This window comes from Paraburkholderia guartelaensis (assembly GCF_004353905.1).
Lineage (GTDB): Bacteria > Pseudomonadota > Gammaproteobacteria > Burkholderiales > Burkholderiaceae > Paraburkholderia > Paraburkholderia guartelaensis.
Window position 1 is genome coordinate 1 of sequence record NZ_SMOD01000015.1, and the last position, 13,913, is coordinate 13,913.

Consider the following 13,913-nt stretch of genomic DNA (forward strand, 5'->3'; position numbering starts at 1 on the left):
CACCGTGGGGGAATTTGCCTGCGCCGCCGCGAATTGCTCCTGGTACTTACGGATCGTCTTCCGGTCAACGCCCGTAATCCGGGCGATCTCCCGCTGACGTTTGCCCGCTGCGACGAGCGTGGCGATGGTTGTTTGCAGATGCGGCTTCAAGACATTCACTCCAACAACCCCTCTTCTTCATTCGAGGGGTGCAAGGTAACGTCCTGCCAGACCGCGCCAGCATCATGCTCCGCGTGTCTCTAGGTGGGGGATTTTGAGGTGCCCACAGGTGGGGGAATTTGCCCGCCCATCGGGGGCAGTCGGCACGGTTCCACCGCAGCCGGGAGCGATCGACCATTCCCGGTCGCCGCGCTGACGTGTTCGGACGACAACGTTTCCGATGGCCGCCAGGATGGAGCCGGACACGCCGCTGGAATACCCGCCTTCTTCGAGCGCGCTCTGGTGAGGCGCGCGTTATCCAGGCTGGCGTCCGTCTTCCCAGCGCGGGTCCGCGGTAATCTGCACAATGAGACGGCTTTCCAGCGGATTCGCGCTGAGCGTTTCCCAGATGCGTTCGCGCAATTCGTCCTGCGACGCGAGATCGCTTAGCGTGGACGTTGCGCCGACGAGCACGCTGACTTCGACAAAATTGCGCCGTCCCGCCTGGATGACGTGTGTGTGATGGCGCAGAATGCCAAGTTCGCGTTCGAGCTTCGAAAGCGCCATTTCGATCTCCGAACGCGGATTGTTCTCTTCGGGGCTCATGTGCAGCAATTCAGCAAAGCTCGTGCTCACGATCTTCACTGGCGCAAAGAGAAATATCAGTGAGAGCCCCGCGGTCATTGCACTGTCGACGTAGCGCGCCCATAGATAGTGAAAGCTTTCGGGCAATATCGAATACACGAAAAAGCCGAGCAGTGTGGCCGCGCTGAACGAGAATTTCATGATCCATTTCCAGCCGTCGGTTTTGAGCAGCTTGGAATTGATCTGCGCGGCCGCGCGCTTTTTATAGACCACCATGGCAAAGCTGATCACGCAACTCGCGGCGCTGATCAGCATGACGCCTTGCGCATTCACCACGTGGCCGCCCGAACGTATCCCTTCAATCCCGTTCACGAAGCCATATACGCAAACGACCAGCATCATGAGCCCGTTTATGCCATTCACGAGCGGCTCGAGGAACCAATACCCGTATTCGAAGCGAGTCGTCGCGGGCCGGCTCACCACGGTGGCCACGAGCAATCCAAGCGCGGAACTCACGAGATTGAGCAGATAGAAAATGGCGGTGAGCAGCAGCGTATCGGATTGCACGAAGAAGCCATAGCCGACGTTGGCCGCGAAACCGAGGCACACGACGTAAATGGAAACCTTCATCGTGCGCTGCTCGACTGCTGCGAGCCGCGCCTTGCGGAGCGCGTAGCTGATAGGCATGGTTCCTCGCTGTCGAACGTTGGAACGTTCGGATGGCGGCGGTGAGGCGAAACGCGGTCACGAGGCCGATGGATGCGGGCAAGCGCAGTGACGCGCGGCTAACGCCACGCCGAGGTGCTCAGCCCGACGATCGCGGCGAGTCCGCCGCCCATCACCACGAGAAACGCGCACCACTCGGGCCGCGAAAATAGCGCCTCGCCACGCTCGCGCCGCGCCCACATGTACAGCAGGCTGCCGGGTCCATAGAGCAGCGCGGACATGACGAGCAGCTCCAGCCCGCAAGCGTAAAGCAGGAACAGTGTATAAATCGTGGCGATGCCCGCTGTGGCATAGCGCAGTGTGCGCGTTCGCGCGCTCATGGCCGATTGCGGCAGTGCGCGGATGGCCTTGAGCCCGAAGGTCGCGACGAAGAAGTAGGGGATGAGCGCCATCGCGCTCGTGAGGCGCAGCATGAGCGAGAAGGCGTCGGTGGACCAGTATGTGCTGATGACGAAGGCTTGCACCACGCCGCTCGTGAGCCAGATCGCTGCGGTGGGAAGTTGGCGCGCATTGCGGCGCGCGAAAATGGCTGGCATGGCGTCCGCCTTCGCGCTGGCATACAGCACTTCCGCGCAGATCAGCGACCATGCGAGGTAGGCGCCGAGAACGGAGACGATGAGCGCACCGCCGATGAACACCGCACCCGGCGAGCCGATTACGGCGCCAAGCACCGACGCCATTGAAGGCTGCCGCATGACGGCGATATCCACGCGCGAGAGATGCGCATAGGGCAGCAGCGTCACGAGCACGAGCAGTAACAGCACGAAGGCGAAGCCGAGTACCGTGGCCGCGCCCACATCCGAGCGCTTCTTCGCGTAGCGCGAATACACGCTTGCGCCTTCAATGCCGAGAAACACGAATACCGTCACGAGCATGGTCCCTTTGACCTGCGGGGCAAGCCCTCGAGCGCTTTCCGCGAGATTGTCCGTGAATGGCTCCGCGCTCGCATAGACGCTCAAAATGCCGATAAAAACGAAAATGGGCAGAATCTTGACGACAGTAAGAATCGCATTGATGAGCGTGGCCTGTTGAATGCCGCGCAACAGCATCCAGTGAAATGCCCATATGCCGACCGACGAAACCGCAATGGCAATCGGCGTATTGCCGTTTCCAAATGCCGGCACGAATGCGCCGAGCGTGGATTTGATCAGCACCCAATAAGAGACATTGCCGAAGCAGCCGGCCATCCAGTAGCCGAACGCGGAGAGAAAGCCGGCGTAGCCGCCGAAGCCATCACGTGCATAAGCAAAGATGCCGGAGTCGAGGTCGGGCCGGATTTCGGCGAGAAGCTGGAAGACGCGGGCCAGCATATACATGCCGCCTCCCGCAATGCACCATGAGATGACGGCGGCCGTCGGGCCCGCTTCGAGCGCGAAGTTGCGCGGCAGCGAATAGATGCCGGCGCCGACCATGGAGCCAACGACCATGGCCGTCAGTACCGGCAGCGACAATTTTTGGTCATCCGTCGATTTCATGTTCGAGCCTTTTTCTGATCTTTGACCGGTCGTAATGCGAGCGCGGGAAATCGCGGATAGAAAATGCGCGCCACATTGAATTGCTGGGCGATTCTCGAACGAATGTCACGTTGAATACATCATGTGCGAATCGTATTCCATAATGTTCTTCAGGTGTCCGGAGGATGGATGGGAAAGGGAGGCTCACAGGGTTACGTATTGGTTGAATGTTCGCTAATGAATATGCGTGGAATCGTTAGCAAACAGGCAGAGTGAATTAGCGAATCCGCAATGTGCCGCATTAGGGGGAATTTCATGCGATATCTCGCTGCAACAGTTCTTGGCTCCGTGGTTGCCTCGGTCGCGCTTTCCGGCTGCGAGGCGCCGACTTCGGGCTCTGTCTTCACGCCGGCCCAGGCTCAGCAGGTGTTCGTGGTCGAACTCGGTGCGGTCGAATCCGTGCGGCCCGTCACTATCCAGCCGGGTCCAACGGGCATCGGCGCGATCACCGGTGGCGCGCTTGGCGGCATCGCGGCTGGCAGCAACATCGGGCGCGGCACGGGTGCCGTTGCAGCGGGCATCGGCGGCGCCGTGCTGGGCGGCGCGGCAGGCAATGCCGTGGAGCAGCGCGTCACGCAGCGGCAAGGCCTTGAAATCGTCGTGCGTCTGGATTCGGGACAACTGATATCGGTGGTCCAGGATGCGGATCAGCAATTCGTCCCCGGTGATCGTGTGCGTGTGCTGATGGGCAACAACTCGGTGCGCGTGACGCGGTGACCCTGCAGGCGCCTGAAGCCTGAACGGCGGCGCAGCGGTGCGCCGGCCGCCCGATAAAGCGAAGTCCCGAACAAAAAGCGAGGAAACCGATGGCCGATACCGAGCAGAAGATGAGTCGCGTGCAGTTGACCGCGATGGTAGTCGGGGGCATGGTGGGCGCCGGGATCTTTTCTCTGCCGCGCACCTTCGCCAATGCAACGGGGCCGGTCGGCGCGGCGATTGCGTGGCTCGTGGCGGGCGTGGGCATGTACACGCTCGCACGCGTGTTTCAGGCGCTCGCGGAGCGCAAGCCGAATCTCGATGCCGGTGTGTTCGTCTATGCCAAAGAGGGCTTTGGCGATTACCCCGGTTTCCTCTCGGCGTTCGGTTACTGGATCGGCAGTTGCATCGGCAACGTTTCGTACTGGGTGCTGATCAAGTCCACGCTGGGCGCGTTTTTCCCGATTTTCGGCGACGGCAATACGGTCACGGCCATCGTCGTCGCTTCGATCGGCATCTGGCTGTTTCACTTTCTCATTCTGCGTGGCGTGAAGCAGGCCGCGTTCATCAACACCGTCGTGACCTTCGCCAAGGTCATTCCGATCGTGGTGTTTATCGTCATCCTCCTGTTCGTCTTCAAATACGGGACCTTCCACCTGAACATCCAGTCCGCGGCGCAAGAGGGCGGCCTCATCCAGCAGATTCGCGCGACGATGTTCGTGACCGTGTTCGTGTTCATCGGCATCGAAGGGGCGAGCGTGTATTCGCGCTATGCGAAAGAGCGCACAGACGTGGGGCGCGCCACGATCTTCGGCTTCGCCGGCGTGACCACGCTCATGGTGCTCGTTTCCATGCTGCCTTTCGCCGTGCTGCCGCGTGCGGACGTGGCCGGCATGCGCCAGCCCTCCATGGCGGCCGTGCTTGAAAGCGTGGTCGGTCCGTGGGGCGGGATTTTCGTGAGTATCGGTCTGATCGTTTCCGTGCTGGGCGCGTATCTGGCATGGTCGCTGATCTGCGCCGAGGTGATGTTCGCGGCAGCGCGCAATCAGGACATGCCGGCCGTGTTCGCACGCGAAAACGCCAACAACGTGCCGGCCAACGCGCTCTGGATCACCAACATCGTCGTGCAGCTGCTGGTCGCGAGCACGTATTTCTCGCGCGATGCGTTCTCGCTGATGCTCAACCTCACGAGTTCGATGTCGCTGATTCCCTATCTGTTCGTCGCCGCCTACGGGTTTATGGTTTCGAACCGCGGCGAGAGCTACGAGGTGCGGCCCGAGGAGCGCAAGCGCGATCTCGCGCTGGCCACGGTCGCCGTGATCTACACGTTGTTCATGATTGTTGCCGGTGGTCTCAAGTTCATCCTGCTATCGGCGATTCTTTACGCGCCTGGCACGGTGCTGTATTTCCTCGCGCGGCGCGAGCGCAAGCTGAAGGTTTTCCAGCGCACGAGCGACTGGGTCATTTTCATCGTGGCGGCCGTAGCGGCCATCGTAGGCGTCGTTGCGCTGGCCACGGGCAGTATGGCGGTCTAACGAGAACGAGCGGAGATCGATATGTCCAAGGCGAAGGGCGGTGGCAAGAGTGACAAGGGCGCAAAGGCGGAGAAGGTGGAGAAGGTAGAAAAGGCGGAGAAAGCCGCGAAGGGCGGCAAGACAAAGGCGAAGGACGAGCGCCCGCTCGGCGTGTACTCGGAGGTCGGGCAACTGCGCAAGGTGATGGTGTGTGCGCCCGGCATGGCGCACTCGCGTCTCACGCCGAGCAATTGCGACGAGTTGCTGTTCGACGACGTGCTATGGGTCGACAACGCGAAGCGCGACCATTTCGACTTCGTCACGAAGATGCGCGACCGCGGCGTCGAGGTCGTGGAAATGCACAATCTGCTCGCCGAAACCGTTGCCGTGCCCGAAGGCAAGAAGTGGATTCTCGACAATCAGATCGTGCCGAACCAGGTCGGGCTGGGTTTCATCGACGAACTGCGCAGCTACCTGGAAGGGCTCGACGATCGCAAGCTGGCCGAGACCTTGCTTGGCGGCCTCTCGATCCACGATTTCCCCGAATCGCATGGCGGCGCGGCGCTCAAGGTCGTACGCGAAGCGGCCGGATCCACCGAATATCTGCTGCCGCCGCTGCCGAACACGATCTACACGCGCGACACCACCTGCTGGATTTACGGCGGCGTGACGCTCAATCCGCTGTACTGGCCCGCGCGGCACGAGGAAACAATTCTTGCCGCGGCGATTTACCAGTTTCATCCGGACTTCGCGGGCAAGGTCAACGTGTGGTGGGGCGACCCCACGCAGGACCACGGCATGGCGACGCTCGAAGGCGGCGATGTCATGCCCATCGGCAACAAGACCGTGCTGATCGGCATGAGCGAGCGCACCTCGCGCCAGGCGATCAGCCAGCTCGCCGCCACGCTCTTCAAGAAGGGCGCCGCCGAGCAGGTGATCGTGGCGGCGATGCCGAAAATACGCGCGGCCATGCACCTCGATACGGTCTTCACGTTTGCCGATCGCGACTGCGTGCTGATCGCGCCGGATTTCCTCGCGCAGACCCGCACTTTCACGTACCGGCCCAGCGATCAACCGGCGGGTGTGGAGCTGCGTCAGGAGAAAAAGTCCTTTGTCGAGGTGGTGAGCGCGGCGCTCGGCATCAAGAAAATGCGCGTGGTGGAAGCGGGCGGCAACGACTATCAGCGCGAACGCACGCAGTGGGACAGCGGCGCGAACCTCGTGTGCACCTCACCCGGCGTGGTGTTCGCTTATGACCGCAACACCTATACGAACACGCTGCTACGCAAGGCCGGCATCGAGGTCGTGACGATCGTGGGCGCGGAACTGGGGCGCGGGCGCGGCGGCGGCCATTGCATGACGTGCCCGATCATTCGCGACGCGGTGGACTTCTAGCATCGAAGGGTGAGGAGATCGTTGCGGGTGCAAGCAATGACGGTCCTGCGCTGCAATGGTGCCGGATCGATGTAGCTCGCCAATTCGGGGCTTTCAAAGCTTACGGGCATGCAGACTGCTGCCGGGTTCTGTGAGGTGCGCCATGCGCGCACCTCGCCCCCATCGCAACCATCTGATCCCCGATCATGGACGATTTCCTCAACCGCCTTTTCCATCTGCAACCCTCGCTGCTCGCCACGATGACGCACGACGTCATGAATGTGATCGTCGCCGTGCTGATACTGGTGGTCGGCTGGTGGGTTTCCAATCGTGTGGCGCACGTGTTCGCGAGCATGCTGGCGCACTCGCACGCCGACCCGACGCTCGCGCCGATGCTCGCTGGCATGGCGGCGTGGACCGTGCGCGTGATTGCGCTCGTTGCTGCGCTCAGCGAAGTGGGCATTGCGACCGCTAGCGTGCTCGCCGCACTGGGTGCCGCCGGCCTCGCCATCGGCCTCGCACTGCAAGGCACGCTGCAAAACATCGCTGCCGGCATCATGCTGCTGATGCTGCGCCCATTTCGCGCGGGCGACGTGATCGAAGGCAGCGGCGCGGCGGCGGGCATCGTGTGCGAAGTGGGGCTGTTCACTACGCGCATCGAGCGCGGCGACGGCAATGTCGTCTTTGTGCCGAACAGCCAGATCTGGAGCAATCCCGTCATCAACTACAGCAGCGGCGGCACGCAGCGTATTGACGTCACGGTCGATCTCGCGCGGCGCGACCAGGTGGACGCGGCCATCGGCAAGCTCAAGGAGATGGTTTCCGCGGAACCGCGTGTGCAGAGCGGTACGACGCTCGCGCCGACGGTCGCCGTGGACAGCTATCCGTCCAGCGGTGGCGCGCGCTTGCTGGTGCGCGCATGGGTGCGCAACGCCGACGCGCAATACGCCGTCGACGATATACGCGGACATGCACGCGAAACACTCGCCACAGCGGGACTCGCCGTGGCAGGTAACGCGCGCATGACTGCCGATCATGCGGCGCTCACGCGCTCGTGAGCCGTGATTCGAACGCAGCGCTAGAGCACACTAACCCGCGTTAAAGCACGTTGAGCATGGCGAGCGCGCTTTCCTGCAGATGCGGCAGGACACGCTGGAGAGCGGCCTCGGGACTTTCTTCGCCCATCGGCATGTTAGTGCTGAGCGCGGCGACGACTTCGCCGTTGCGATTCCTGAGCGGCACGGCAATGCCGCGCACGCCGACCTGCAACTGCTGTTCGATGAGCGCATAGCCGTCTACCCGTGCGCGCCCGATTTTCTCGCGCAGGCGCGCGCCGCTTGTAATGGTATGCGGCGTGAAGGGCGAAAGCTCGACCGTATCGAGCCACGCTGAAACCGCGTCCTGGTCGGCCTCGTGCGCGAGCAGCACCACGCCTGGCGAGATGAGCGGCGCGGGCACGCGCGCGCCGAGTACGAAGCCTGTCGTCATCACGCGCGACACACCATTACGCGCGATCACGACGAGGTCCCAGCCGTCGAGCACGCTCACATAGGCCGATTCGTTGAGCGTCGCGCTCAGCTGCTGCAGATACGGCTGCACGGTGCGCGGCAGACGCGCCGAATCGAAGTAGGACCAGCCCACGCGCAGTACGCGCGGCGTGAGGCCGTACAGACGGCCGTCTGTGTACACATAGCCCAGCGATTCGAGCGTCAGCAGATAGCGGCGCGCGGCGGTGCGCGAGAGGCCAGTGCGCTCGGCCGCCTGGGTGGGCGTCATGCGCGCGTGCTCGCTGTCGAAGGCTTCGAGAATCGCGAGGCCTTTTTCGAGCCCGGCGATCCAGTCGCGCCGGTCCAGTGGCGGTTTCTTCATCGGCGTGCAAGAACCTGTGCTGCGGGGTGACTTGAACAATGCAAAAAGCCGCAGGCGTCAAACGCCTGCGGCTTGCGAGCGAGCGATCTGCGCTTGCTCACTCGGGCTTCATGCGCGCCGCCACGATCAGCGAGATCAGGCAGCCAATCGCGAGGTACGCGGCGACGAGATGCCACGAACCGCTGCCAAAGCCCACGAGCGCCACGGCGATGAACGGGGTGAAGCCGCCGCCCACCACGCTCGCGAACTGGTAGCCAACGCCCGCGCCGCTGTAGCGGTACTCCGCGCCGAACAGTTCGGTGAAGAGCGGCTGCTGCACGCTCACGACCATGTCGTGGGCGATGTTCGCGAGCATCACGGAGAAGATGACGATCCAGATCGTGGCCCGCGCTTCGAGCGCGAGGAAGAACGGCACGGCGCTCACGAGACCGATGAACGCGCCGATCAGATAGATGCGGCGCAGCCCGAGGCGATCGGCGAGCCACGCGAAGCAGGGGATCGTCACGCAGGAGAGCGCGCCGACGAAAAGGCCGATGCCGAGGAAGAGATCGCGCGACATGCCGAGGTTGCTGGTCGAATAGCTCAGCGCGAAGGCGGTCACGATATACATCGTGAACAGTTCGGCCAGGCGCAGCGCGATGATATACAGGAAGGCCTTCGGGTGACGTGTGAGCGCTTCGAGCACCGGCATCTTGAGCTTGCGATGGCCGTGCTCGACTTTCTCGACGAACTCGCGCGACTCGTCCATGCTCGAGCGCACCCACAGGCCCACGAGCACGAGCACGACGCTGAAGAGGAACGGCAGACGCCAGCCCCACGAACGGAACGCCGCGTCGCCGAGCAGGTGGCTCAGGAGCGCCACGAGGCCGGTGGCCAGCACGAGGCCCACGCCATAGCCCACCTGCACGCCGCTGCTATAGAACGCCTTCTTGCCGCGCGGCGCGCTTTCCACGGCCATGAGCGCCGCGCCGCCCCATTCGCCGCCCACGGCGAAGCCTTGCAGCGCGCGCATCGTGACGAGCAGCACGGGCGCCCACCAGCCGATGGTCGCAAAGGTCGGCAAGAGACCGATGGCCACGGTGGAAAGGCCCATCATCATGACGGTCAGAACGAGCATGCGTTTGCGGCCGAGCCGGTCGCCGAAGTGGCCGAACACGACGCCGCCCAGCGGCCGAAAGAGAAAGCCCACGCCGAAGGTCGCGAACGCGGCGAGTGTGCCCATGGTCCTGCCGACCTGCGGGAAGAACGCCACGTTGAACACCAGCGCGGCGACGATGCCGTAGAGCAGGAAGTCGTACCAGTCGACGACCGCGCCGACGAAACTGCCCAGCGCCGCCTTGCGGGCCTGGCTGCGCGACGGCGCGAGAGGGGCGGCGTCGGGCGAGCCGGTGGTGTCGAGGCTTGGGGTCATCAGTTGTCTCCAGACTTTTGCGCATGTGCCATGCTGCAGTATTCAGGATGCGCGCTAAACGTGAGACGCAGCATAGGGCGGCCCGCGCGGTCCGGCAATGCGTGGCGGTGCCGTTTTGCGCGATTATCGCCCAAGTGCGTGCGATTATCGAACGCTTTGCGGGTTTGCACCGAGATGGCGCGTGGACCGCCCGCGAACGGCGGTCTTCGTCAAAATGAACGAAATGGTTAAAATCGGCCTGCCTCATCTGCCGGATTCGCCCTCTCCCGATTGGCGATGGGGCGCGAGGTGTCCGTTTCAGCGCTTGCGTCAGGAGCCCATTGCATGTCCAGCCCCTCTAATCCTCCGCCGCAGGCGGACAATCCGCTCGGCATGGCCGGTCTCGAATTCGTCGAGTTCGCCGCGCCCGAGCCCGCCGATCTCGGCCGCCGTTTCGAGCAGTTCGGGTTCAAGGCGATCGCGCGCCACGTGAGCAAGGCGGTCACGCTCTACCGCCAGGGCGAGATGAATTTCCTGCTGAACGCCGAGCCCGACTCGTTCGCCGCGCGCTACGCGCAGGAGTACGGCATGGGCATCTGCGCGATCGGCGTGCGCGTCGACAATGCGAGGCGCGCCTTCGAGCACGCCATCTCGCTCGGCGCGTGGGCGTTCGAAGGCGAGCGTCTCGGTCCCGCGGAGCTGCACATTCCCGCGATCCAGGGCATCGGCGATTCGCACCTCTATTTCATCGACCGCTGGCGCGGCCGCGGGGGCCAGCGCGGCGGCGTGGGCGACATTTCGATCTTCGACATCGACTTCCGGCCCATCGACGTCGCCACGGCGCATACCGATCTCGATCACGGCGGCACCGGCCTCACGCGCGTCGATCACCTCACGCAAACGGTGGGGGCGGGGCGCATTGCGGAATGGCTCGACTTCTATCGCGACCTGCTGCATTTCCGCGAGATCCACGAGATCAACGCGAACTGGCATGTGTCCGAGGAGTCCCGCGTGATGGTGTCGCCCGATGGCGAACTGCGCATACCTGTTTATGAGGAAGGCACGCGGCGCACGCAGCTATTGCATGACTATCTGCCGGAGCATCCCGGCGAAGGCGTGCAGCATATCGCGCTGGCGAGCAACGACATCCTCGCGAGCGTCGATGCGCTCAAGGCCAATGGCGTGGAGTTCGTCGAGCCTCCACCTGCTTACTACGACACCGTGGATGCGCGTTTGCCCGGCCACGGCGTGGACCTGGAAGCCTTGCGCAAGCGTCATGTGCTGATCGATGGCGAGATTGGCGACGACGGCGTGCCGCGGCTCTTTTTCCAGACCTTTGCCAAACGCCATCCCGGCGAGATCTTTTTCGAAGTCGTGCAGCGCAGCGGCCACCACGGTTTCGGCGAGGGCAATCTCGACGTGCTGGCTCGCGCGCGGGAGGCGGGCGCGAAGTAGGGTTAAGCACCGGGCTGAACCCGCCGTCCGCGACGTCAGCGTTCCACACGTGACTTCGCGGCTGCACCCGTCGATTTGCGCGCGCGTGCCGTGTCGAGCGCGGCGGCGCGCGGCGAGACCATCGTGCGGCAGCGATGGCGAATCTCCTTGCTGAACTCGGTGCACGCCTGTGTCATCAGGTCCGTGGACCGGTACACCATGAACACGTGGAAGTCGGGCAGCTCGTCGCGTATGGGCAGCGTGTGCAGCGCATCGCGCCTGAGGACGAGCGGCCCGCTCATGCCGTAGAACACGAAGTCCGACCACATGCTGATCACATCCGTGCAGGTCGCGAGCTGCAGGCCGAGCAGATTCGACACGCTGTGCACGATGCGCTTGGGCATCTCGAGGCGATTCAGGCGCATGAGGCTCGCGAGCGGGCAGCCGGGATCGTCGAGCGGGTCGAGCGTGAGCCAGTCGGCTTCGAGCAGGTCGCGCAGGCGCGTCGTGCGCGCGAGCGGATGGCCGGGGCGCGTCGCGAGCACCATGCCCACGGAGAAAAGCGGCTCCCACTGAAACGCGCTCGTGCCGGGCCCGCTGTTCGTCGAGATGAGCGCGAGGTCGAGGCGGCCTTCGCGCAGCCCTTCGAGTATCTGCTGGGGCCGCATTTCGTAGGCATGTACCGCCACGCCCGGAAAGCGCGCGCGAAACGCGGCGATCGACTCGGGCAGCGGCCCGCTCGATGCAACGGCGGAAAAGCCGATGTTCAATTGCGCCTCGGCATGGCCGCGCATGCCTTCGATATCTTCCAGCGCGTGGCGCAATTCCTGTTCGACCACGCTCGCGCGCTTCGCGAGCGCGCGGCCGTAATTCGTCAGGCTCACGCCGCGCACCGAGCGCGACATGAGCGTCACGCCCAGTTCGCGCTCCAGCTCCGCCACCGCCTTGGAAAGCGCCGGCTGCGAGATATGCAGGCTGCGCGACGCCTCGTGCATGCTGCCGTGCTGCGCGAGCGCGAGCAGGACGCGCAACTGGTGCAGTTTCATCTGTGATGCTCCCCGCGCGTGGCGCTTCGATGGTCTCCGATCGGAGGAGATTCTAAACGTTGCGTGACACCACGTAAGCGCTTACAAGCCCCGCCCGGCGCGGGCGCAACCGCCCCGCGACACTCATGGAAAACGACAATGGCCGCTACCTTATGGTTATGACGCCGATTCCATCCGGTTATCAAGATGAAAATTTGTGACTTCTTTCAAAAGTGAGACCTGCCTGAATATCGATCGGCCACTTCCTGTTCCCACCGCTCCACGTCTCGCGGAGATCCGCCATGAATGACGCAACGCTCAGCGCCACCGCCCCGATTGCGCCGCCCGCGGCCACTCGCCAGAGCCAGTTCCGCCTGATCGCCGCGTGTTCGATCGGCAATGCGCTCGAAATGTACGACTTCACGGTCTACAGTTTTTTCGCGCTGCTGATCGGCCGGCTCTTTTTCCCTTCGGACAGCCCTTACGGCTCGCTGCTGCTGGCCGTGGCGACGTTCGGCATCGGCTTCGTCATGCGGCCGCTGGGCGGCCTCGTGATCGGCAGCTATGCCGACCGGCGCGGGCGCAAGGCTGCCATGACGCTGACCATCGCGCTGATGGTGGCGGGCACGCTGTGCATCTCGCTTGCGCCCACCTACGCGCAGGCCGGCGTGATGGGCTCGCTCGTCATCCTCGCGGGGCGGCTCCTGCAGGGCTTTTCGCTCGGCGGCGAAATCGGCGCTTCGACGGCCATGCTCATGGAATCCGGCGAAGTGGGGCAGCGCGGCTTTCGCGTGAGCTGGCAACTGGGCAGCCAGGGCATCTCGGCGCTCGTCGGCGCGCTCACGGGCGCGGTGCTCTACGCCACGCTCTCGCCGCAGGCGCTGGAGAGCTGGGGCTGGCGTCTGCCGTTCCTGGGCGGTCTGCTGATCGCGCCGGTGGGTCTCTATATCCGCTCGAAACTCGACGAAACGCACGAGGCCGAGCCCGACGCGCCCAGCCCGCTCGGCACGCTCATGCGCGAGCACGGCGCGAAAGTGGGCCTCGGCATTCTCTCGATCACGGCGGGCACCGTGGGCATGTATCTCGTGGTGTTCTTCATGCCGACGTACATGATCCGCGTCCTCAAGATGCCGCCGTCGCTCTCGCTGCTTTCGGGGTGCGCCACGGGCTTCACGATGCTCGTCGCGTCGCTCGTCTCGGGGCGTCTCGCCGACCGCCTCGCGCGCCGCAAGCGGCTCGTGCTCGGTGCGCTGCTCTTCAACATCGTCGCCATCGTGCCCGCGTTCTGGCTGATGACGCGCATGCCGAGCGTGCCGCTCGTGCTCGCGCTCTCGGTGATGATCACGGCCGCGGCGAATCTCGGCTCCACCCCCATGCTGCTGATGCTCATGGAAATGCTGCCCGCCAGCGTGCGCGCAAGCGGCCTTTCGGTCATCTATAGCGTGGGCGTGACGGTGTTCGGCGGCAGCTCGCAGTTCGTCGTCACGTGGCTGCTCGCGAAGACCGGCAATCCGCTTTCGCCTGCGTTCTATCTCGTCGTTTGCGGGCTCATCTCGCTGTGCGCCATCGGTGCGATTCGCGAGCAGCGCGTCGGCTGACGATGCGTTGCGCGCAGTTTCTCGCCTTTCGATCCTTCACACGAACAACG

The 13,913-nt window shown here is 63.9% G+C and carries 12 protein-coding genes; 6 read left to right on the forward strand and 6 right to left on the reverse strand.

Annotated elements, in window-relative coordinates; translation table 11 throughout:
- From E1N52_RS20365 to E1N52_RS20380, 3 genes are all read right to left on the reverse strand, one after another.
- Window positions 1-159 (reverse strand): helix-turn-helix domain-containing protein (locus E1N52_RS20365; RefSeq protein WP_165979410.1); only part of this gene is annotated, 159 nt, incomplete at its 3' end.
- Between the two features lie 294 nt (window positions 160-453).
- Window positions 454-1,410: a cation diffusion facilitator family transporter gene (locus E1N52_RS20375; RefSeq protein ID WP_133184539.1), complete on the reverse strand. Its 957-nt coding sequence runs from the start codon at window positions 1,408-1,410 to the stop codon at window positions 454-456.
- Window positions 1,411-1,508: 98 nt separating this feature from the next.
- The gene (locus E1N52_RS20380; RefSeq protein WP_133184540.1) at window positions 1,509-2,924 is read right to left on the reverse strand and encodes a basic amino acid/polyamine antiporter; all 1,416 of its coding nucleotides are present in this window, start codon (window positions 2,922-2,924) and stop codon (window positions 1,509-1,511) included.
- A 294-nt stretch (window positions 2,925-3,218) separates the two neighbouring features.
- Here E1N52_RS20380 and E1N52_RS20385 point away from each other — a divergent pair, with 294 nt between their 5' ends.
- The 4 genes from E1N52_RS20385 to E1N52_RS20400 all read left to right on the forward strand — a co-directional run bounded on the left by E1N52_RS20385 (window position 3,219) and on the right by E1N52_RS20400 (window position 7,605).
- Complete coding sequence (locus tag E1N52_RS20385) at window positions 3,219-3,680, forward strand: outer membrane lipoprotein (protein WP_133184541.1); 462 nt, start codon at window positions 3,219-3,221, stop codon at window positions 3,678-3,680.
- Window positions 3,681-3,769: 89 nt separating this feature from the next.
- Window positions 3,770-5,194: a basic amino acid/polyamine antiporter gene (locus E1N52_RS20390; protein WP_133184542.1), complete on the forward strand. Its 1,425-nt coding sequence runs from the start codon at window positions 3,770-3,772 to the stop codon at window positions 5,192-5,194.
- A 183-nt stretch (window positions 5,195-5,377) separates the two neighbouring features.
- Window positions 5,378-6,568 (forward strand): arginine deiminase, encoded by a 1,191-nt coding sequence (locus E1N52_RS20395; RefSeq protein ID WP_246089158.1) that lies wholly within the window; start codon window positions 5,378-5,380, stop codon window positions 6,566-6,568.
- A gap of 185 nt (window positions 6,569-6,753) precedes the next feature.
- The gene (locus tag E1N52_RS20400; RefSeq protein WP_133184544.1) at window positions 6,754-7,605 is read left to right on the forward strand and encodes a mechanosensitive ion channel family protein; all 852 of its coding nucleotides are present in this window, start codon (window positions 6,754-6,756) and stop codon (window positions 7,603-7,605) included.
- Between the two features lie 40 nt (window positions 7,606-7,645).
- Here E1N52_RS20400 and E1N52_RS20405 read toward each other — a convergent pair whose 3' ends face one another.
- Complete coding sequence (locus E1N52_RS20405; RefSeq protein ID WP_133184545.1) at window positions 7,646-8,416, reverse strand: IclR family transcriptional regulator domain-containing protein; 771 nt, start codon at window positions 8,414-8,416, stop codon at window positions 7,646-7,648.
- Between the two features lie 97 nt (window positions 8,417-8,513).
- Window positions 8,514-9,827 (reverse strand): shikimate transporter, encoded by a 1,314-nt coding sequence (shiA, locus tag E1N52_RS20410; protein WP_133184546.1) that lies wholly within the window; start codon window positions 9,825-9,827, stop codon window positions 8,514-8,516.
- A 324-nt stretch (window positions 9,828-10,151) separates the two neighbouring features.
- Between shiA and E1N52_RS20415 the strand changes: the two genes are divergently transcribed.
- Window positions 10,152-11,261, forward strand: coding sequence for a 4-hydroxyphenylpyruvate dioxygenase family protein (locus E1N52_RS20415; RefSeq protein ID WP_133184547.1), 1,110 nt, complete (start codon window positions 10,152-10,154; stop codon window positions 11,259-11,261).
- A 35-nt stretch (window positions 11,262-11,296) separates the two neighbouring features.
- Here the strand turns inward: E1N52_RS20415 and E1N52_RS20420 are convergent, their stop codons facing one another.
- Window positions 11,297-12,286 (reverse strand): LysR family transcriptional regulator, encoded by a 990-nt coding sequence (locus E1N52_RS20420; protein ID WP_133184548.1) that lies wholly within the window; start codon window positions 12,284-12,286, stop codon window positions 11,297-11,299.
- Window positions 12,287-12,567: 281 nt separating this feature from the next.
- Here E1N52_RS20420 and E1N52_RS20425 point away from each other — a divergent pair, with 281 nt between their 5' ends.
- A complete protein-coding gene (locus E1N52_RS20425) occupies window positions 12,568-13,863 on the forward strand; it encodes an MFS transporter (RefSeq protein WP_133184549.1) in 1,296 nt (431 codons plus the stop codon).
- The last annotated feature ends 50 nt before the right edge of the window (window positions 13,864-13,913 follow it).

Excerpts from the sequence above, each read along its gene's own strand:
- E1N52_RS20375 (WP_133184539.1), bottom strand. The coding sequence starts at position 1,410 with ATGCCTATCAGCTACGCGCTCCGCAAGGCGCGGCTCGCAGCAGTCGAG.
- E1N52_RS20380 (WP_133184540.1), bottom strand. The coding sequence starts at position 2,924 with ATGAAATCGACGGATGACCAAAAATTGTCGCTGCCGGTACTGACGGCC.
- E1N52_RS20385 (WP_133184541.1), top strand. The coding sequence starts at position 3,219 with ATGCGATATCTCGCTGCAACAGTTCTTGGCTCCGTGGTTGCCTCGGTC.
- E1N52_RS20390 (WP_133184542.1), top strand. The coding sequence starts at position 3,770 with ATGGCCGATACCGAGCAGAAGATGAGTCGCGTGCAGTTGACCGCGATG.
- E1N52_RS20395 (WP_246089158.1), top strand. The coding sequence starts at position 5,378 with ATGGTGTGTGCGCCCGGCATGGCGCACTCGCGTCTCACGCCGAGCAAT.
- E1N52_RS20400 (WP_133184544.1), top strand. The coding sequence starts at position 6,754 with ATGGACGATTTCCTCAACCGCCTTTTCCATCTGCAACCCTCGCTGCTC.
- E1N52_RS20405 (WP_133184545.1), bottom strand. The coding sequence starts at position 8,416 with ATGAAGAAACCGCCACTGGACCGGCGCGACTGGATCGCCGGGCTCGAA.
- shiA (WP_133184546.1), bottom strand. The coding sequence starts at position 9,827 with ATGACCCCAAGCCTCGACACCACCGGCTCGCCCGACGCCGCCCCTCTC.
- E1N52_RS20415 (WP_133184547.1), top strand. The coding sequence starts at position 10,152 with ATGTCCAGCCCCTCTAATCCTCCGCCGCAGGCGGACAATCCGCTCGGC.
- E1N52_RS20420 (WP_133184548.1), bottom strand. The coding sequence starts at position 12,286 with ATGAAACTGCACCAGTTGCGCGTCCTGCTCGCGCTCGCGCAGCACGGC.
- E1N52_RS20425 (WP_133184549.1), top strand. The coding sequence starts at position 12,568 with ATGAATGACGCAACGCTCAGCGCCACCGCCCCGATTGCGCCGCCCGCG.